The sequence below is a fragment of the Paractinoplanes rhizophilus genome, from assembly GCF_042664765.1.
Taxonomy (GTDB): Bacteria; Actinomycetota; Actinomycetes; order Mycobacteriales; family Micromonosporaceae; genus Actinoplanes; species Actinoplanes rhizophilus.
In genome coordinates this window covers 236077-255312 of sequence record NZ_JBHTBJ010000007.1, presented here as the reverse complement: position 1 = coordinate 255312, position 19236 = coordinate 236077, and the positions used below count along the sequence as shown (strand labels likewise).

General features: G+C 74.1%; 16 protein-coding genes and 1 pseudogene. 5 read left to right on the top strand and 12 right to left on the bottom strand.

Annotated features, from left to right (window positions below):
- Positions 1-209 precede the first annotated feature (209 nt).
- The 6 genes from ACFQS1_RS13390 to ACFQS1_RS13365 all read right to left on the bottom strand — a co-directional run bounded on the left by ACFQS1_RS13390 (position 210) and on the right by ACFQS1_RS13365 (position 5790).
- The gene (locus ACFQS1_RS13390; RefSeq protein WP_378967727.1) at positions 210-1079 is read right to left on the bottom strand and encodes a hypothetical protein; all 870 of its coding nucleotides are present in this window, start codon (positions 1077-1079) and stop codon (positions 210-212) included.
- Positions 1080-1207: 128 nt separating this feature from the next.
- A complete protein-coding gene (locus ACFQS1_RS13385) occupies positions 1208-2092 on the bottom strand; it encodes an alpha/beta fold hydrolase (RefSeq protein WP_378967579.1) in 885 nt (294 codons plus the stop codon).
- A gap of 70 nt (positions 2093-2162) precedes the next feature.
- The gene (locus tag ACFQS1_RS13380; protein WP_378967577.1) at positions 2163-3062 is read right to left on the bottom strand and encodes a sulfotransferase family protein; all 900 of its coding nucleotides are present in this window, start codon (positions 3060-3062) and stop codon (positions 2163-2165) included.
- A 130-nt stretch (positions 3063-3192) separates the two neighbouring features.
- Positions 3193-4083: a lysophospholipid acyltransferase family protein gene (locus ACFQS1_RS13375; protein ID WP_378967575.1), complete on the bottom strand. Its 891-nt coding sequence runs from the start codon at positions 4081-4083 to the stop codon at positions 3193-3195.
- 124 nt (positions 4084-4207) lie between these two features.
- On the bottom strand, positions 4208-4933 hold the full coding sequence (locus ACFQS1_RS13370) for a hypothetical protein (protein ID WP_378967572.1): 726 nt from the start codon (positions 4931-4933) through the stop codon (positions 4208-4210).
- A gap of 89 nt (positions 4934-5022) precedes the next feature.
- Positions 5023-5790: a VOC family protein gene (locus tag ACFQS1_RS13365; RefSeq protein ID WP_378967570.1), complete on the bottom strand. Its 768-nt coding sequence runs from the start codon at positions 5788-5790 to the stop codon at positions 5023-5025.
- A 69-nt stretch (positions 5791-5859) separates the two neighbouring features.
- Between ACFQS1_RS13365 and ACFQS1_RS13360 the strand changes: the two genes are divergently transcribed.
- The 5 genes and pseudogenes from ACFQS1_RS13360 to ACFQS1_RS40625 all read left to right on the top strand — a co-directional run.
- Complete coding sequence (locus tag ACFQS1_RS13360) at positions 5860-7434, top strand: diguanylate cyclase domain-containing protein (protein WP_378967568.1); 1575 nt, start codon at positions 5860-5862, stop codon at positions 7432-7434.
- Positions 7435-7447: 13 nt separating this feature from the next.
- Complete coding sequence (locus tag ACFQS1_RS13355) at positions 7448-9193, top strand: ABC transporter ATP-binding protein (protein WP_378967566.1); 1746 nt, start codon at positions 7448-7450, stop codon at positions 9191-9193.
- Entirely contained in the window at positions 9190-10938 is a 1749-nt protein-coding gene (locus tag ACFQS1_RS13350; protein ID WP_378967564.1) for an ABC transporter ATP-binding protein, read from the top strand. The genes ACFQS1_RS13355 and ACFQS1_RS13350 overlap by 4 nt, the downstream gene beginning before the upstream one ends.
- 308 nt (positions 10939-11246) lie before the next feature.
- The gene (locus ACFQS1_RS13345; protein WP_378967562.1) at positions 11247-12200 is read left to right on the top strand and encodes a tyrosine-type recombinase/integrase; all 954 of its coding nucleotides are present in this window, start codon (positions 11247-11249) and stop codon (positions 12198-12200) included.
- 78 nt (positions 12201-12278) lie between these two features.
- Positions 12279-12747 (top strand): annotated as a pseudogene (locus ACFQS1_RS40625) (transposase); the annotation flags it as partial.
- Positions 12748-13572: 825 nt separating this feature from the next.
- Here the strand turns inward: ACFQS1_RS40625 and ACFQS1_RS13335 are convergent.
- The 6 genes from ACFQS1_RS13335 to ACFQS1_RS13310 all read right to left on the bottom strand — a co-directional run bounded on the left by ACFQS1_RS13335 (position 13573) and on the right by ACFQS1_RS13310 (position 18948).
- Complete coding sequence (locus ACFQS1_RS13335) at positions 13573-13824, bottom strand: DUF4241 domain-containing protein (RefSeq protein WP_378967557.1); 252 nt, start codon at positions 13822-13824, stop codon at positions 13573-13575.
- Positions 13806-14153: a DUF4241 domain-containing protein gene (locus ACFQS1_RS13330; RefSeq protein ID WP_378967555.1), complete on the bottom strand. Its 348-nt coding sequence runs from the start codon at positions 14151-14153 to the stop codon at positions 13806-13808. Before ACFQS1_RS13330 ends, ACFQS1_RS13335 begins: the two co-directional genes overlap by 19 nt.
- Positions 14154-14202: 49 nt before the next feature.
- Positions 14203-14676 (bottom strand): hypothetical protein, encoded by a 474-nt coding sequence (locus ACFQS1_RS13325; RefSeq protein ID WP_378967553.1) that lies wholly within the window; start codon positions 14674-14676, stop codon positions 14203-14205.
- On the bottom strand, positions 14673-15518 hold the full coding sequence (locus ACFQS1_RS13320; protein WP_378967551.1) for a phosphotransferase: 846 nt from the start codon (positions 15516-15518) through the stop codon (positions 14673-14675). The genes ACFQS1_RS13325 and ACFQS1_RS13320 overlap by 4 nt, the downstream gene beginning before the upstream one ends.
- Before the next feature lie 68 nt (positions 15519-15586).
- On the bottom strand, positions 15587-16126 hold the full coding sequence (locus ACFQS1_RS13315; protein ID WP_378967548.1) for a LuxR family transcriptional regulator: 540 nt from the start codon (positions 16124-16126) through the stop codon (positions 15587-15589).
- Positions 16123-18948, bottom strand: a complete 2826-nt coding sequence (locus ACFQS1_RS13310; RefSeq protein ID WP_378967546.1) for a LuxR C-terminal-related transcriptional regulator — start codon at positions 18946-18948, stop codon at positions 16123-16125. The genes ACFQS1_RS13315 and ACFQS1_RS13310 overlap by 4 nt, the downstream gene beginning before the upstream one ends.
- Positions 18949-19236: the final 288 nt, after the last annotated feature.

Genomic DNA, 19236 nt, shown 5'->3' with positions numbered 1-19236 from the left:
CGAGTCCCCAACCGCAAGGCCACAGCCCCCGGCGCGCCCACGCGACCACCTGCAACACCGGGCCGTGGCGCGCCCATCGGCCACTGCCGCGACAATGCGCCGGGCGCTCACCCCGGGTGTGTGCGCTCCGCCCTGCGCGACGATTCGCCGCGCGTTCCGGGCGTGCGCGTCCCGCGTGCCGTAACGCCCCGGACAGATCCCCACAACCTCTACCGAAGGCGGGGCTCTGTGGTCAGGGCGGCGAGGCGCTCGACGGAGATGCAGGAGATCAGGCAGCGCTCCTTCGCGTCGGTGCGCAGCTGGGCCGTCCACGTCGTGAAGCCGCCGTCGCCGAGCTCGACGCCGCCGGCGGTGATGCGCAGGGCGGCGCCGGTGTAGTAGCCGCGGCCGCGTTCCCGGCCGGGCTCCTCCGTGAGCCGCGGGATGGCGGCGAGCCGCTCCCGCAGGACGGGGCTGTCGAAGATGGTGTACCGCACGGCGGCGCCGGGGACCGGGGCGAGGACCCGGTGCCAGTAGGCGAGGTGCCGGTCGAGCAGGCGCGTCTCGGTGCGGCCGGAACCGGTGTCGCGGGCCGAGGAGACCAGCGCGAACAGCCGGAAATGCGCGCCCATCCCCGGGCCGAACACCTGGGCGCGCAGCACCTGGTGGGACGCGGCGACGTGCACCTCGTCGTGCTGGTCGCGGCGGGCGGCGGCCTCGATCGCCAGGGCGTTGGTGGGGTCGGCGAGAACCTCGACCGGCCGCGTCGCGCTGACGATCCGGTTCTGGCTGGTGGGGGAGACCGCCGTACAGGTGCCCAGCGGCGTGACGGGGGAGAGCTGCACCCCGTACACGTCATGATCCAACAGCTCCCACAGACCCGCCTCGACCCGGCTCACCCGCCGCGGGTCGGCGGCCGCCGGCCGCACGAAACGATCCTCGCGCCAGCGGCGCAGCAGATCCGCCGGCCGCGCGCGGCCGGCGCGTTCGCGCATCACCGGCATCAGAAGCGTCTGCAGCTGGCTGCCGGACAGCCCGGCGATCGCCTCGGCGGAGCCGGCGGGCAGGCGGCTCCAGACCCGCCGCTCGGCGTCGGACATCTCCACCCGGCCCACGATCGCCGATCACGACCCGCCCGGTCCACCGGATTACCGGAACGTCGCAAGCCCACCATGACCGCGTCCCGGCCGGCCCGGCTCATCGCGGGCCGCGTTCGGTGGGCCCGCACTCATCGCAGCCCTTCGAACACCTCGTCCCAGTAGGCGAAACTGGCCGTCCCGTGCCCGGCGCCCGGCAGCGGCACCACGACCGCGCCGGGGATCCGGTCGGCCAGCCACCGGCCGTGCGCGGGCGGGACGAGGCGGTCCCGGTCGCCGTAGTACAGCCGGACCGGGCAGCCGATCGCGGTGAGGTCGATGTCCCAGGCGCCGCCCCAGGCGACGTTGTCGCGGGCGTACCCGTCGAAGCGCGACAGCGCCTCCCGCAGGTCCGCCGCCCAGCTGCGCTTCTTCTCCGAGTCGAGCCAGCGCAGGTCGTCGGCGGGCGCGCCGTCGAGGTACGCGTCGACCAGCGCCTCGTCGTCCTCGATCTCCAGCAGCCCCCGGTGGTCGGCGACGGCGAGCGCCCGGAACCCGGTCAGCGCCGCGTCGGCCTGCCCGGTGTCGGCGAGGGTCAGCAGCTCCCGCTCGGGGTCGCCCGGCACGGCCGGCTGGACGATCCGCCACGGGCCGATCCCGGCCACCACCGCCACCGCCGTCACCCGCCCCGGCTCGGCCAGCGCGGTCGCCAGCGCGTAGGGGCCGCCGCCGGACAGTCCCGCCGTCGCGAACCGGTCCACGCCCACCGCGCCGGCCACCGCGATCGTGTCGGCGCCGACCGAGGCCAGGCTCGGCGCGGTGTCCGCGGCCGCGCCGTAGCCCGGCCGGTTCACCGAGATCAGCCGCACGCCGCAGCGGCGCGCGGCCACCTCCACCAGCCCGGCCTGGTGCCGCGACGCCGGGGTGCCGTGGTGGAAGAGCACGGGTACGCCGTCCAGATCCCCGCCCTCCCGGACCGCGACCCGCCGGCCGTCTGTCAGGGTCACGGTGCGCTCGACCGCCGCTTGGGCTCTCATGGCGGACCATGCTCCCATCCACGCCGGGCGGCTCCACATTCGCCGTCGCCACTTCGCCGGCGGCGCCCGGTCATCCCGGCTGATATCCCATGGCCTCGATGATTGCGCCCAGCTCACGCTCGATGTGCTCGCGGGTCCGCCGATCGAACTGGCCGGCACGATGGCCGAGCCGGTGCGCCTCGAACGTCGAGCCGGTCACGTGGTCGCCGACCCCGAGCCGCTCGAACAGCGCCCGTCGCTGCCCCGGCCAGTCGGCGGCGAGGTCCTCGGCGCGCACCTCCACGTACCGCCGGCCGGTCAGGGCGGCCGTGGCCTTCCAGGCGAGCCAGCGCTCGTAGACCGGTTTGACCCAGGCGAGCGCGCCGTCGACGGTGGGCGGCGCCCACGGCTGCTCGACGTGGGACGCCACGACCGCGACCGGGTGGCGCTTGATGTGCACGATGGCCGCCTCCGGGAAGAGCTCCCACAGGAAATCCATGCACAGCAGGTTGAACGGCGTCTTCTCGCACCAGGCCGGCTTGCCCGCGTCGGCGGCCGCCCCGCCGAACAACGCGCCGACCACGCCGCGCAGGATGCCGACCAGTTCGCCCCGATCGGCGAAGTACCGCGGGATCACCCGCCGGCGCCCGCCCGGCTCGTCGTACGCGTACGCGATCAGCCGCGGCCACAGCCCGCCGACCGTGTCCCAGTAGCGTTGCTCGCCGACCAGCTCGGGGACGGTCTTGCCGCGGTCGTCGCGCCGGCCGGGCAGCCACACGGTCAGCAGGTCGGTCAGCCGCCGCAGGGCGTCCTCCCCGACGATCGGGTCGTAGCGGGTGGTCAGGGCCTCGGCCGCGTCCCGCAGGCCGCCCGGGTCGACGATGAACCGGGTCTCCATCGGGATGCGGTGGATCCGCGGATGCTCGCCGATGATGTCGGCGAGCCGCGATGTTCCCGACCGGCCCGTGCCCGCCACGAAGATCGGTGACATGGCGTTCAGCCAAGCCCCGGCGCCGGGCTCGCGCAACGAGGTATCCCGCTGGCCCGATTCCGCCGCGCGGCCCACCAGCGACGCCGATGCCGCTTGGCGCGCTCTTGCGGTTCCCGACCCCGCCCGGCGCTCAGGCGGGGCCGGCCTCGGCCGCGGGCGAGACCGGGTGGTCGGCGGACCGCACGGCCGGCGAACCCGTCCCGGGCGGCGACCCCGCCGGCGGGGGAGCCGTGCTCCGGCCCGGGGTGAGAGTGCGGCCCGGCCGGGGACGCACCCGCGAGTTGTCGACCGCCCGGGTGTGGTCGACGAAGCGGGGTGTCTCCATCTCGCCGGCCCGCAGGTGGGCGAGGGTGTCGTCGATGCCCGCCATGATGAGCCGGGTCGCCTTCATCGCCCGCGCCCCCGGCGTCCCGGTCACCTCGGACAGGTCGACCGGGGCGTCCCCGAACCGTACGTGCACCACCGGCCGCCGCCACAACGCCCGCAGCAGCGAACGCCCCAGCCCCACCGGCGCCGTGTACGGCAACACCCGGTGGGTGTTCCACTGCGCCACCGGCAGCACCGGCGCGCCCGCCGCCTCGGCCATCCGCGCCACCCCGGTCTTGCCGCGCTCGGGCCACATCCACGGGTCGAGACCGATCCGCCCCTCCGGGTAGACCAGCACCATCGCCCCCTCGCGCAGCGCCTGCACCGCGGTCGGCAGCGCGTCGGCCACGTGCGAGGTGTTCCGGTCGACCCGGATGTGCCCGGCCCTGCGCATCGCCGCCCCGGCCACCGGCGCGTCGAAGATCCCGCCGGTGGCCATGAACCGGGGCGCGATCCCGGCCTTGTGGCAGGCCGCCGTCATCACGATGGGATCGATCGGGCTGACGTGGTTGGCCGCCAGGATCAGCGGCCGCCCCCGCAGCTCGGCGGGCACCCGCCCGGACACCCGCAACCGGCACAGCGGAAACACCAGGATCCGCGCCAGCACCAGCATGAACCGCCACATCAGCGGCGGCCGCCACGAAGCTCTCCCCATAAGGCCGCCCATCATGGCACGCCGCCCCCGGCCGGTGTCCTCATCCCCACGGCCACCCGCCGCCGCGCCCGGCCGGCGTCGTCATCCCCGCGGCCACCCGCCGCCGCGCCCGGCGAGGCCCCGGCTACGGCTTGCCCGCCTCGCCGAGCTCGGCCAGCCGCGCCTCCACCTCGGCGAGCTCGGCCCGTAACCGCTGGGCCTGCTGCTCGGCCTCGGCCCGCTCGGCCGCCAGGATCTGCTCGACCGCCTCCTGCACCCCGGGCACGTCGACCAGCGACACCATCCGCAACGCCTCGGCGGGCCGCACCACATACGGTTTCGCGAGCACCTTCGACCCCTGGGCCGCGGACACCGTCCACTCGCCCTCGCCGTACGCGAGGGTCACGGTCAGTGCCGGCCCGGGTTTCGCCTTGGCCGGCCGGGACGCCTTGCGGGGCGCGGGCGGCGGCGCTGCCTCCATCACTTCTCCAGTCTTTCGCGGCGCCGGCGCGGCCGGCGACTCGGGGGCCGATGACGCAGCCGGCGGGGAAGCGGACGGCGCCGCCTTCTTCGGAACCGGCTTGTCGATCACGAACTCCGGGGCGGGCGGCGCCACCGGTGCGGGCGCGGCCTTGCGCGCCACCGCCCCGCGCGGCGCGACCCGCAGGTCACCGGGGGAGAAGGGCAGCTCGTCCTTGCCGAACCGCACCACCACCCACTCGTCGGCCGCCGGATCCTCCAGCGCCACCACCTGCCCGATCTGCCCGGCGATCTGCCCGGCCGTCTCGGTGAACTGCACCCGCGGCTTACGCCCGGCCGCCAGCCCGGCACGGATCGTGGAAAGCTCGTCGGTGCTCAGCCCCCGGGCCATCAACCCCACCTCACTCGTACGTTTGTGCGAATCTTTCTATCAGCACCCACCGACAATCCGCGCGCCGCCACACCGGGGCACCCGCTGGGTCACGCATGCGCGGGAAACTCCGGTGCCCGCCCGGTGACGCAATACTCCCGCCCGGCCGGATCCCGCAGCGTCGTCCAGCCCCCGGCCGACCGCCGCACCACCGTGGCACCCAGCTGCGCATGCCGCGCCACTTCGGCCTCCACCCCATCACAAGCAAAATCCAGGTGTACGCCCGCGGCACCGCCCCCGATGCGCTGCATCAGCAGGCGTACCGGTAACCCGGGCCCACCCTGCAGGAACCGGAACTCCGGCAGATCCGACGCCCGCCGCTGCCATCCGGTCAGCGCCGCCCAGAACTCCACCTCCGCCTCGTAAGAGGCGGCCGGGACGTCGAGCGCCAGCTGGTCCACCGCGCTGGCCTGCCCGCCCGGCCACCGCACCGGCGCCGGCCGCACGCTCTCGCCGCGCCACGGCACCACGCAGAACACGATGCCGGCGGGGGAGCGCAGCACCACCAGACCGTCCGCCGCGCTCACCACCACCGCACCCAGCGCCCCCGCCTCCGCCGCCCCGGCCGGCACGTCCGCCACGTGCAGATCCAGATGCGCCCGGGCCGGCCCGTCGCCCACCACCTGCACCCGCAGATACGCGTCCCCATCGGGCGGCAGCAGCGTCGCGAACATCCCGCCGCCGCGCCGCGCCGACAGGCTCGTCCCCGTCACCGCCAGCCAGAACCGCTCGACATCGACGGACGGCGAATCGTCGGCGGACGGCGAATCGTCGGCGGACGGCGAGTCCAGGAACCCGGTGACCCAGCGAACCAGCATCGGACGACCGTAACCGAGACACCCCTCACAAACATCGGAGGTTTCCGCCGCGCGACCGATCAGACAACCATGCTGCGCCGTCACGCGAGCGCCGCCGTCTCCTCCGGCGTAGCCCTGTTCGCCACCATCGCCTTCCTGGCGAACCTCCATGCCCCGCACGGACCCACCGCGCTGCTCTGGATCGCCGCGCCGGTCGCCGCCGCCATCCCCGCGGCCGCCGGGTTCCGCCTGGCCCGCACCCCCGGCATGTCGCCGGTCGGCCGCCGCTTCTGGCGCCAGTTCGCCACCTGCTGCGCCCTGGTCGCCGCGGGCGCCTGCTGCGACGCCGCCGACGCGCTGCACGGCCCGCCCAGGCAGCAGATCGCCACCCCCACCGTCATCGTCTACTCGGCGGCCCTGCTCGTCCTGCTCTGGTCGTTCGCCCGGCTCCCGATGACCGTCACCGGCCGCCGCGAGATCCTGCGCGTCGCCCTCGACGGCGGCACCGTCCTGCTCGCCGGCGCCGTGTTCATGTGGCACCTGCAGGCCCGCCCGATGCTCGACCGCACCGGCTACGACACCACCGCGCTGTTCATGGTCACCTTCACGGTCCTGCTCGAACAGCTCACCATCTTCGCCATCGCCAAGGTCGCCCTCGCCGGCCGCGCCGTGATCAGCCGCGGCACCCTGCGCCTGTTCGCGATCGGCCTGCTCGGCGGCGCGCTCAGCACCCTCGTCCAGCGCGTCATCGCCGACCAGCCGCACCTGAACGTCGCCCAGATCATCATCCCGCTCGTCATGATCTCGGCCACCGCCGGCGTCGAGCACCAGCGCCGCATCCTGGCCCACCCGCACCACGCCACCGCCCGCCCGGACCGCGGGTCCGAGCGCCGCGCGGTGGCCGGCGCACCCGCCAAGAGCCCGTTCAGCCACCTGCCCTACCTGGCCATCGCCGCCGTCGACGCCCTGCTGCTGGTCTGCATCATCACCGGCGACCCCGACGCCCTGCCCGCCGCCGTCGCCGCCGTGGCACTGACCGCCGTCGTCGTCTGGCGTCAGAGCACCGCCTTCCGGGAGAACACCCGCCTGCTGGCCCGCCTCGACCACAGCGCCACCCACGACGCTCTCACCGCGCTGCCCAACCGGGCCCTGTTCCACGACCGGCTCGCCGCCGCCACCCACCCGTTCAGCGTCGCCCTGATCGACCTCGACGACTTCAAGACCGTCAACGACACCCTCGGCCACAGCGCCGGCGACGCCCTGCTCATCGCCGTGGCCGAACGCCTCACCGCCGCCGTACGCCCCGGCGACACCGTCGCCCGCCTCGGCGGCGACGAATTCGTCGTCCTGCTCCCCGGCGCCACCGCCACCGACGCCGAACCCGTCACCCGGCGCATCCTCGCCGCCCTGGCCCAGCCCGTCGACGTGGACGGCCACGCCCGGCCCGTCCGCGCCAGCATCGGCATAGCCGACACCCAGCCCGCCGACACCCGGCCCGACGACCGCGCCGACGACCTTCTGCGCCGGGCCGACCTCGCCATGTACGCCGCCAAACACACCGGCGGCAGCACTCACCAGCGCTACCACCACGGCATGAAGCACACCGTCCCGCCGCAACGCGGGGGAGCGCACCCACACCGCCCCCACCGACCGTCCCGCCGGTGATAGAACGGGACCCATGTCCGCCCAGTGGCAGCTGCTGTTCCGCACGCTGCCGCGCGCCCACCGCGGCCTGGCCATCGCCTGGTGGACCCTCACCGTGATCCGCGCCCTGCTGCCGGCCGCCCTGATCGTCGCCACCGGCCGGCTCATCGGCGCCGTCGCCGACGCGGACACACTCACCGGCCCGCTGACCGCCGTCGCCGCCCTGTTCGTCGCCACCCGGGTCCTCAGCCCGATCCACGACGCCGTCAGCGGCAACCTCGGCGCCCGCGTCGCCGGTCACCACCACGAACGCCTGCTCGCCGCCGCCACCGCCGCCGACGGCATCGCCCACCTCGAAGACCCCGCCCTCGCCGACGACTTCAGCCTCGCCCGCGACTTCGACCTCGGCATCACCGGCCCACCCATCTCGGTGAGCATGCCGTTCGTCGCCAACGGACTCGTCGAGCTGGTCAGCGGCCTCGCCGCCGCCGCCATCCTGTCCGGCTACCGCTGGTGGGCCCCGCCCGTACTCGTCGGCGCCTGGCTCGCCACCCACCGCCTGCTGCGCGAGAGCACCATCTGGCGGAACTGGCGCAACGACGAGATCGTCGCCCTGCAACGCCACGCCGACTACGCCTACCGCCTCGCCACCGACGCCCCCGCCGCCAAGGAGGTCCGCCTCTTCGGCCTCGCCGGCTGGGTCGTCGACCGGTTCGGCCGGCGCCGCCGTACCCTGCTCGACCTCTCCCTGCAAGCCCTGCGCCTGCGCCAGCGGCGCCTGTGGCCCGCCGTCACCATCGCCGCCGCCGCCAACGCCCTCATCCTCGGCCTCCTCGCCCACGACGCGAGCCGGCTCACCCTCACCCAGCTCACCACCTACGCCGGCGCCACCATCGGCGCCGCCGTCCTCGGCGTCGCCGACTTCGGCTGGTGGTTCGACACCGCCGCCCGCCCCGGCCCGGTCATCGACACCCTCACCGGGCAGATGCCCGCCCGCGGCCACCTGCCACCCGGCCACCACCCGGCGACCGGCCTGCCCCGGCACGAGATCCGGCTGCGCGGCCTCACCTTCGCCTACCCCGGCCGCGAACCCGTCTTCGACGGCCTCGACCTGCGCATCCCGGCCGGCCGATCGCTCGCCATCGTCGGCCAGAACGGGGCCGACAAGACCACCCTCGCCAAACTCCTCTGCCGCCTGCACGACCCCACCGGCGGCAGCATCGACGTCGACGGCCACGACCTGCGCACCCTCGACCTCCCCGGCTGGCGCGACCGCGTCACCGCCGTCTTCCAGGACTTCATCCGCTACGAGGACACCCTGCGCGCCAACGTCGCACCCCGCGACGCACCCGAGCCCGACATCGCCTGGGCCCTGCACCAAGCCGGCGCCAGCGACCTCGCCGCACCCACCACCATCCTGTCCAAGGCCTACGCCGGCGGAACCGACCTCTCCGGCGGCCAATGGCAACGCCTCGCCCTCGCCCGCGCCATGACCGCCGTACGCGCCGGCGCCGGCCTCGTCATCCTCGACGAACCCACCGCCCAGCTCGACATCCGCGGCGAAGCCGAGATCTTCCGCCGGGTCCTCGACGCCACCCGCGGCCGCACCACCATCCTCATCTCGCACCGCTTCTCCACCGTCCGCCAGGCCGACCTCATCTGCGTCCTCGAAGCCGGCCAGGTCGTCGAGCAAGGCACCCACGACCAGCTCATGGCGCGCCGCGGCCGCTACCACACCATGTACACCCTGCAGGCCGCCCGCTTCGAGGACCCGCCATGACCGAACCGCGCACCCTCGCCACCCTCGGACGCACCCTGCGCCGCGCCTACGACGCCGAACCCCGCCTCGCGCTCGCCGCCATGCTCGTCACCCTCGTCGCCGCCGCACCCGGCGCCCTGCTCGCCATCTGGATGAAATACCTCGTCGACGGCCGCGTCTGGGCCGGCGCCACCGGCATCGCCGCCTCCTGCGTCGCCGTCTGGCTGCTCCGCCTGCTCGCCGTCCGGGTCAGCCGCAAATTCCGGATGCGCATCGCCGTCGCCCTGGAAACCCACGTCGCCCGCATGCAAGCCACCGTCGACACCATCGAGCACCACGAACGCCCCGAATACCTCGACCGCCTCGCCGTCCTGCGCGAAGCCACCTTCCAGCTCGACCACCTCTACCAATCCCTGTTCGCCACGATCAGCGCCCTGGCCTGCCTCGCCCTCACCACCGCCGTGCTGGCCACCGTCAGCGCCTGGACGATCCTGCTCACCCTGTTCGCCGCACCCACCATCGCCGTCTCCGCCTGGCGCTCCGGCAAACTGCGCCAGGCCGAGGAACAAGCCGCCCCCGCCAAACGCCGCCAGCGCCACCTGTTCACCCTCGCCACCACCCCCGGCCCCGCCAAAGAGCTCCGCGTCACCGGCAACCAGCACGACATCGCCGCCGCCTGGCACACCCACTGGCAAACCTGGTACACCACGATGTCGCGCGCCCAATGGGCCGCCGGCTGGTGGCAGGCCGCCGCCTGGGGCCTGTTCGCCGCCGGATACGCCGCCGCCGTCGCCTGGACCACCCGCACCCACGGCGCCGCCGACGTCGTCCTCGTCGTCACCGCCGGCGCCCGCCTCGGCCAGTACGTCGCGATGACCGCGGGGGAGGCCGACTTCGTCCGGCTCTGGCTCGACGCCTCCCGCCGCCTCGCCTGGCTCGAGGACTACGCCGCCCAGCACCACGGCACCGCCGAGCAGAACCCGCCCCGCCGGCTGCACCACGGCATCGTCTTCGTCAACGTCAGCTTCCAGTACCCCGGCACCCACACCGAAGTCCTGCACGACGTCAACCTCACCATCCCGGCCGGCGCCGTCGTCGCCATCGTGGGGGAGAACGGCGCCGGCAAAAGCACCCTCGTCAAACTCCTCTGCGGCCTCTACCCACCAACCCACGGCCACATCCGCGTCGACGGCACCGACCTGCGCGACATCAACCCCGACGCCTGGCGCGCCCGCCTCGCCGGCGCCTTCCAGGACTTCGCCCAGTTCGAATTCGCCGCCCGCCGCAGCATCGGCCTCGGCGACCTGCCGCACCGCGACCACCACACCAGCGTCACCGCCGCCGTCACCCGCGCCGGCGCCACCGACGTCGTCGACAAACTTCCCGCCGGCTACGACACCCAGCTCGGCGCCCGCTGGCCCGGCGGCGCCGAGCTGTCCTTCGGCCAATGGCAACGCATCGCCCTGGCCCGCGGCTTCATGCGCGACGACCCGCTGCTGACCGTCCTCGACGAGCCCACCGCCGCCCTCGACGCCGAGACCGAGCACCAGCTGTTCGAGCGCTACGCCGCCCAGTCCCGCGCCGGCCACCACCAGGGGAGCGTCACCCTGCTGGTCTCGCACCGGTTCTCCACCGTCCGGATGGCCGACCTGATCATCGTCGTCCAGGGCAGCCGGGTTACCGAGTTCGGCACCCACGACGCGCTCATGGCCGGCAACGGCACCTACGCCGAGCTCTACACGATTCAGGCCCGCGCGTATCGATGACCGCCGCCCCGCTCCATCGACCAAATCCCAGGTCGATAATTGATATTATGTCAACTAGAAGGGCCGGACAGCGGTCCGGTCACGCTCCCGGTGGGTTGCGCTCTTTTTGACGCGTACGAGTCCGCCGGCACCACAACCGCAGCAAGCCCGCACCCCCGCCGCGGCGGCTGACGGGCACGTGCGCACCGTCCCCGGAAAACGCGGAGCGCCGAACCGAACACACCGACCTAAGCGGAACCCGGCCACGATGTGGCCCCCGCTCAGCACATAACTACGCAAACCTGTCTAGATGCTGCATAATAGTGCTTATGCCGGACGGACCAGATGTTGCGGTACAGGCGCTGGTGGACGACTTTCTCGCGGCTCGCGCCACCCGCAAGCCCTCGGTGCACACCCTGGCCGCCTACCGCCGCGACCTCCACGCGGTGCTCGAGCTGGTCGACCCCGAACCCGTCACCATCGGTGACCTCTCCCCTCGCTCGCTGCGCGCCGCGTTCGCCCGTTTCGCGGCGAACCGTGCGCCCGCCTCGGTCGCCCGGGCCTGGTCGTCGTGGAACGCCTTCTTCACGTTCCTGGTCACCGAGCAGCTGATCCCGGGCAATCCGATGTCGGCGATCGACAAGCCGAGAATGCCGGCCTACTCCCCCAAGCCTCTGCGCGGCGAGGACACTCCCGAGCGGTTACTCTCCGCAGTCAGTCGGCGGGATGAGCGGCAGCGCGACCCCTGGCCCGAACGTGATCTGGCGGTGCTCGCCCTGGCGCTCTGTGCCGGTTTGCGGCTTTCCGAGATGCTGGCGCTGCGCTCCGGCGACATCCTCGGCCGTCCCGGCGAGCGGCGGGTGGAGGTGGCCGGCAAGGGTGGCCGGCCCCGCACGGTGCCCATCGAGCCCGAGCTGGACACCTTGATCGAGCGTTATCAAGACAGCCGCCGCGTTCGTTTCGGCCGTTTCGACCCGCGGGACGCGCTGCTGGTGGATCGCTCGGGGGCGCCCTTGAAGCGGGGCGGCCTGCAGTATCTGGTGGAGTCGTGTTACCGCCGGGCCGGGATCACCGACCGGGTGCCGCGGGGCGCGCAGTTGCACGCGTTGCGGCACACGTTCGCGACCCGGCTGGCCGAGGACGGCGCGAACGCTTCGGAGATCATGCGGCTGCTGGGTCACGCGTCGCTGACGACGTCGCAGGGCTACATCGAGGTGACCGCCGAGCAGCAGCGAGCCGCCGTCCGCGCGAACCGCACCAACCGCGCCCTGCGTGGCCTCTGACGCGGGTGATTCACCGTGATCATCAACTGGTGGACCCGGACGGCGGGTAAATGGACGAAAGCGCCTCTCCGGCAAGGGATGCTCGCGGATCGGGCCGGGCTGACCGGGCGCCCGGTCAGCCGCGCTCACGCGGACCGGGCGTCTTCCCGGTCCATGACCGAGGCCGGGTCCCGGCCGACCTCGCGGAACTGATCGCCCACGGCGGCGAAGCGATCTGCGACATCGACGTGCTGCGGCATCTGCGGCGTAGCGCGGTATGTCGACTCCACGATCGTGCTCGCGCATTCCGCCAAGGACAACGCCGCGGCTACCAACAAGCACGCCCACGGCTTCCACCCCATCCTGGTGACCTGCGACGACACCAACGAACTGCTCGCTGTCACGCTGCGGCCGGGTAACGCCGGTGCGAACACCGCCGCCGACCACCTCACGTGCTGGCCGACGCGCGACGCGATCGCCCAGATACCGGCCCAGATACCCGGCGCAGCATCGCCGGCACCTGCTCATCCGGGGTGACAGCGCCGCCGGCACACGCCCGGTGCTGGACTGTGGGCAGTCTCCAACGCAGCGGCGGGCTCCGGGCGAAGCGGCTCGTCCAGCTGGCCGGGCAATCGCCGGCCGACGGTGCGAATCGAGCCCAACTATTGAGCGGCTGCCCATCGGGGCGCACGGCGTCGTCTCCGCCACGCACCCACAAATGGCCTACCCTTTCCCGATACCAGTTGCAGCATGTCCTCGCCGGGACACGCCGGACCGGCGCAGCCACGACAACCGCCTCTTCAGGCGCCGACTCGGATTCAGCGGCAGGGACACCGTGCCCGGACCGGCCTCCCGCCGCACCCACCGTCGCGACCGGCTCCGCCACGGCGGTCTCCGGCTCGACCTGCTCCGGCCCGCTTGGCGTCGGCTCTGGTGGGACTGCCGGCCCGCGGAGTGCCTGCTCGGACGTTGCGGACGCGGACGCCGCCGCGCTGCGGTCGTGCCACGCGGTGGTCAATTCCTCCTCGCTCGGAATGTGGCCGTAAATCGAGCGCAGCTTCCGCGCGTGGCGTTGCGTCATACCCCAAACGCGATGCCGCTGATGCTCCCGGCGGAATTCCTCGGCCTCGGCCGAATAGTTGCGGCGCTTCGTCGTATCGCGCATCGTCGCCAATTCCGCCGCGGTGAACAATTGCAGCTGCCGCATGAACCATTTTCCCGCAGCACACCCTGTCCCGGCCACTTTCCGATCACCTCAGCGGAAATTAGTTTTCCCGGCATCCGAAGGCGCCGGGGCCTTCATACAATCGGTGAACAAACAGACAGAAGCTCGCATTGTCATGCCGCGGTCCGGGCACTGACGCGGATTCGTGATCGTCCCCGCAGCAGCGGATCACACCTTCGCAGCCAACTCCGGGATCACCATGAAGTCGGTGACGAAGGCAGTGACATGACCGTCGGCGGCACGTCCGACGAAGGTGGGATAGACCCCGTCGCCCCAACCGGAGCTGACAGTGATCACATTCGCTTCAGTGGCCTCATCTGTGATCGCGTCGATCGGTGCCGAAGCAGGTGGAACTTGAGCGGGGATATACGCGTCGTCCAGGCGGTCGAAGTCCCAATCCGCTAGTGCTCGCACGGCCACCAGATCAGCCAGAGTGCCGACTCAAGCTCCCACCGCATCGTCGGCTGTTCTCTGACAACCAACTGCAGCGCGACAGTGCGGATGTCCGTTCCGCTTACGCCGTCGTGAAGCGACGCGATCCACGCACGCAACTCATACCGGCCCGGCGGCACCGTCACGATGAAAGGCGACACCTCGCGAGCATCCGTCAGCGGGTCGCATCCGACGATCTGTCCACTCGGTGCCGTCACCACGCCGACCAAACGGTCTTCGATGACGTGCTCGACACCATCGCGAACGACACGGCTGCCGTTCTTCAGCAGCACCGGAAAGTCGGGCAAATAAGACATGCTCACTCCTGGTTCGCCGCACTGATCTCTGCCGTCGGCCTGCATCGGATCATGCCGCACCCGCTGCATCATCCGAACAGACGAGACCCGCCAGTCGGGGGAAGAGACTCCCGGCAGCGCGCCCAGCGAGACAGAGTTCACTGGCACGGACAGCCTGCCCGGCCAGGGCCCGCAGCCCGGTCCTCGAACGGTCGGCGCCCAGGGGCGCGGTGGTGAGCAGGTGGCCGGGTGCTGCCTCCCGTACCTCGAAAGCTGATGTTGCCGCGACGGTCCGGACCAGACCTTCTTGCGCTCGCACCCGGATGAGGAAGGCCGGCGCAGCCGGCACGGTGACCGCCAGGAACAGCGCCGGTGTCCCCGCGCCGGCCGCGACCACCACCGTGGACGCGGGATGCCGGCCGGCCGTCGACACGACCTCGCCGTCGCGCACGGCGGCGACCGTGGCCCCAGAGACGATCCGGGCCAGCTCGAACGCGGCGCAGGCGGCCACGATGCCGCCGCCGACCACCACGACCGGGTTCACAGTGCGGCCAGGCCGCTCTCGGCGACGTCCAGCCATCGGTCGACCGTGGCCGCGTCGTGGTGCCGGATCGACCAGTCGACCTGCCGCAGGCTCATGTGCGCCCAGTACGCCCGCAGCCGCCGCGCGGACAGCAATCCCAGCCGCTCCCGCACCGCCGGGGCCAGCGCCGGCGCCTGGCCGCGCAGGTGGAACAGCAGCGTGACCAGGTCGAGGTGCCGGTCGCCGCGGACCGCGCCGTCCCAGTCGACCACGCCGGTGAGCCGGCCCCGCTCGACCAGCACGTTGCCCGGGTGGAAGTCCATGTGGACCAGGTCGTCGCCGACCATGTGCGACCCGTCCGCCCCGACCGACCGGACCCACTTCAGCAGCCGCGCGGTGCGCTCGTTGTAGCCCGCGAGCGGCTCGTGCAGGCAGAACCCGGGCCCGTCGGAGGTCAGGTACAGCTCCGCCGGGCGTGGGTCGGGCTCGGCCGCGAGCACCCCGGCGAGCCGGTCGTTGACCGCCAGCATCTGCCGCACCACGGTCAGGTCGAGCTCGGCCGGCGGGGTGCCGGGCAGCCGCTGCTGCACCACGACCCGCACCCCGTCGACGCGGGCGGTCAGCTCGTGCCGCGGCGTCGGCACGCCCGCCGCGCGGGCCCGGTCGGTCAGCACCGCGCTGCGGGTGCGCGACGCGACCAGCACCGAGCGGCGGCCGTCGGGCCACCGCACATAGGCGGCGCCGACCTCCCCGCCGGGCGCGGGTCCTTCCAGGACGAGCCGTACCCCGGTGATCGAGGCGATCCGCTCGAGCACCCGCGGCGCGTCGAGCCGGGCGGCGGTCGGCCATGCCTCGGTCGTCACGTCGGTTCCCCCGTACCCCAGTCCGTTCCTACCGACCGGTCACCCTAGTGGGCCGGCCGTCGATCCGCTCATGGTTGTGCTCCGCGCTGGCGCAGGTAGGCCAGCACGGCCTCGCGGGTGGTGCGCACCCCGAACAGCTGCCGGGCCTCGGCGATGCGCCGGTTGGCGGTGCGCAGCGACAGGAACTCCGCCGCCGCGGCCGCCGCGATCGTGTCCCCGGCGGCCAGCCGGTCGAGCAGCGCCCGCTGCTCGGGCACCAGCTCGGCGACCGGGCCGGGTTCGCCGGCCGGCTCGGTGGCCGCGCCCTGCCGGACCGGGCCGAGCCGGGCCAGGTCGTCGATCAGCGCCCGGCCCAGCGGGGACTCGGCGTCGCAGATCGCCACGATCCCCGCGCCCCGCGCGGCCGCGAGCACCGCCAGTTGCAGCGTCTCCGGGTCGGTGATCCGGCCGTGCAGCACCAGCCGGTTGCCGGTCACGTCCCAGCCCGGGTCGGGCAGGGCGAAGCCGTCGCGGGCCACCCAGCCGTCGCGGATCAGGCGGCGCAGCACGGTGTCGGCGTCGCCCGGGGTGGCGACGACGTGGCGGGGGGCGTCGGGCTGTCTGGTCACCGGCCGTCCTTGGGTGTCTCAGAGGGGAAGGTGGCGAAGGCGAGGGCGGCGGCTTCCGTTCTGGTGCGGGCGCCGAGCTTGCGCATGCCGGCGCGGATGTGGGTGTCGACGGTCTCGGCGGAGATGCCGAGCTGCCCGGCGATGCGCCGGGTAGGTTCCCCCGCGGCGACCAGCCGTAACACGTCGGTCTCCCGGCGGGTCAGCTGATCGCCCGATCGGGGGCTGCGGGTGTCCCGGTGCACGTGGTGGCGCCGCAGCCCGCGCCGGGCGCGTCCGGCGAGGACGGTCAGGCCCGCCGCGTCGGCGAGCCGTTCGGCGTCGAGCAGCGCGGCGACCGCGCGGGCCGGGTCACCGTCGGTGAGCCCGGCGGCGAGCAGGCACCGGATCCGCTCCCGCAGCGCGACGGGCCGCCACCCGTCCGCCGCTGCGGTGAAGCCGGTGCCGGTGGCCCAGGCGGTCAGCGTCCGCCGGGCCGCTTGCGGGAGGCCCGCCGGGATCGGCGGCGCCCCCTTCGTACCGAGATCGTAGGAAGCCCACCGCGCGGTGATCGCGTGCAGGCCGGTCAGCAGCCCGTGCGCGCCGGCGTCGTCACCCTGCGCGGCCCGTTCCGGCTGCCCGTCCAGCCACGCCGTCTCCCGCGCCACCCACGCCGCCGCCGGATGCGCCACGCCGCCGTCGAGCCGGGCCCGCGCCGCGCCGAGCAGGCCGGTGTCGGCTTCGATCAGCGCCGCGGCCGCGGTCGCATAACCCCGCGCTTCGTCCGGCACGGCGCGATCGGCCAGGTTCAAGCTTCTTTTCAGTACGGCGTCGGGCCCGTCCCCGAAAAGATCGTCCGTCCCCGCGGCCGCGCCACTGTGGGCGGCCGGTTCCGGCCGCACGCCGCTTCCGGCCCGGTGGTGGGCTTCGTCCGGAGCCGGCCCGCCCGCGCCATGGGCGCCCCCGCCGGCCCCGCCTTCGCCGGCCCCGCCTTCGCCGGCGTGACCAGGTTCGCCGGCGTGACCGGGTTGACCAGGTTCGCCGGCGTGACCGGGTTGACGGGGTTCGCCGGCGTGACCGGGTCGACGGGGTTCGCCGCCGTGACCGGGTTCGCCGGCGTGATTCTGGTCCGGTGCGGGCGCGCCGTGCAGCGCCAATGCCCAGTCGGCGGCGGCGGCGAAGCGGGTCTGCCAGCCGTAGGCGAGCTGCTCCGCGCACTCGCGGGCCGCGGTCAGCGCCGCGCTCGCCGCTTCGACGAGGCGGCCGTCGGTGACGAGTTCCTCGACGAGCAGCCAGGCGCTCCACCGGGCCACCACCGGATCTCCGCCGGTGTTCGCGGCCGCGGCCAGTTCCCGGTCCCAGCCCGGGCTCCGATGCCGGGCATGCACCGCCGCGAGGGCCGCCGCGACCCCGGCGGGCGGGTCCGGATACCGGGCGGTGATCTTGTCAGCGAGGTCGAGGGCGTTCGACGGGTCGGTCGCCAGCTCGGCGAGCAGCAGCACCCGGTCGCGGGCCGCCACGACCGGCGCGGGCGCCGCGTCCGGCACCGGCGCCACCGCGGCGCGGGCCGCCGCCGGCGAGCCGGCCTGCAGCAGCGCCTCGCCGCGCAGCACATCAGCCTCCACTCCGAGCGGAGCGCCGGCGGTCAGCGCCTTCGCCGCCTCCGGCCGGCCGGGCGCGAGGTCACCGCCGGAAGGCTGCCGCACCCCTGCCGCCACATCTGGCCGGCCGGAGGCGAGGTCACCACCGGTGGGCTGCAAGACCCTTGCCGCGGCCGCGGGCCGGCCGGCCGCGAGGGCCGCGTCGGCCGCGGCGATCCGCACCCGCGGGTCGATCGGCGTGTCGAGGTCGCAGGCGAACAGCAGCAGCGCCGCCCGGTCGCCGCCGCTGACCTGGTCGGCCGCGGCCAGGGCGAGCCGCAGCGCGCCGGCCGGGTCGCCGGCCGCCGCCAGGTGCCGGGCCGCCTCGGCCGGCGGGGTGAGCTCGGCCAGGCGGGTGTGCAGCTCGACCCGGCCGGCCGCGTCCAGCAGGCCGGCCGCGGTCTCCGCCACGTAGGTCGACACGGGCACCAGGTCGCCGCCCGGTGCATCCGTGATCAGGCCGGCCGCGCGCAGGTCGGCGGCGCCCGAGCCGAGCAGCGCCGCCGGGGCCGGCCGGCCGAGCAGGCCCAGCGCGGCCAGGGCGGTGCGGGCGGGACGGGGCAGGTCGGCGAGCGCGGTCGCGATCGCGTACGCGACCTGGTCTATGCCGGACCCGCCCGGCGCCCGGCCCGCGGCAGCCTGCCGGGCCAGCGCGGTGATCGCGAGCGGGTTGCCGCCCGCCCGGTCCACCACCGCCGTCACGGACGCCGGATCGAGCTGCGCCGCCGTGCGCCGGGCCAGGTCGGTCGCGGCGTCGCGGGACAGCGGCGGCACGGTCAGCCAGGCCGCCGCCGTGCTCTCCAGCGATGTCGCCGCGGCGGCGGGCAGCCGGTGCGGGGTGCGCAGCGCGACCAGGACCCGGCAGTGTCCGGCCAGCAGCGGCAGCGCGGCCAGGGTCGCCGGGTCGGTGTACTGCAGATCGTCGAGGACCAGCAGGCCGCCGCGCACCCGGGAGCGCACGGCCTCGGCCAGCAGGTGCACGTCGTGCGCGGGGAGCCGGGCCCGCACCGCCCGCGACAACGCCAGGGCCGGATTGGCGCGCAGCATCGCCAGCCCGCCGCCGGAATGCACCGGGCCGGGCACCGTCTCGGCGATGCGGCGCAGCAGCGTCGTGCGGCCGCAGCCGGGCGGGCCGGCCACCACGACCAGGGCGGGGCGGTGCAGCAGGGCAGCGGCGGTGGCGACCGGGTCCTGATCGTCCGCCACCTGCTCCCCTCCCTGTGTCCCCGCCGGGCGTCCTTGCTGTGGCACGAACACGGGATCCCGTGCCGCGTGCCGGTCCGTAGGCTGTCTGCTGCGGGCACCCGGCCCGCCCGTGCGTGGGAGGGTCCGTGGTCAGCCCATTCTCGCTGACGATGTGCATGGCTGACGAGTCGTCGTGAGCGGCCCGCTGAGCGCCAGCGTAGCGACGCTGTGTGACCAGATCGCCGGGCGGCTCGGCCCGGAGGGCGGTAGCCAGGTCAGACAGATCGGCGACCGGCTCGGCGAGCCGTT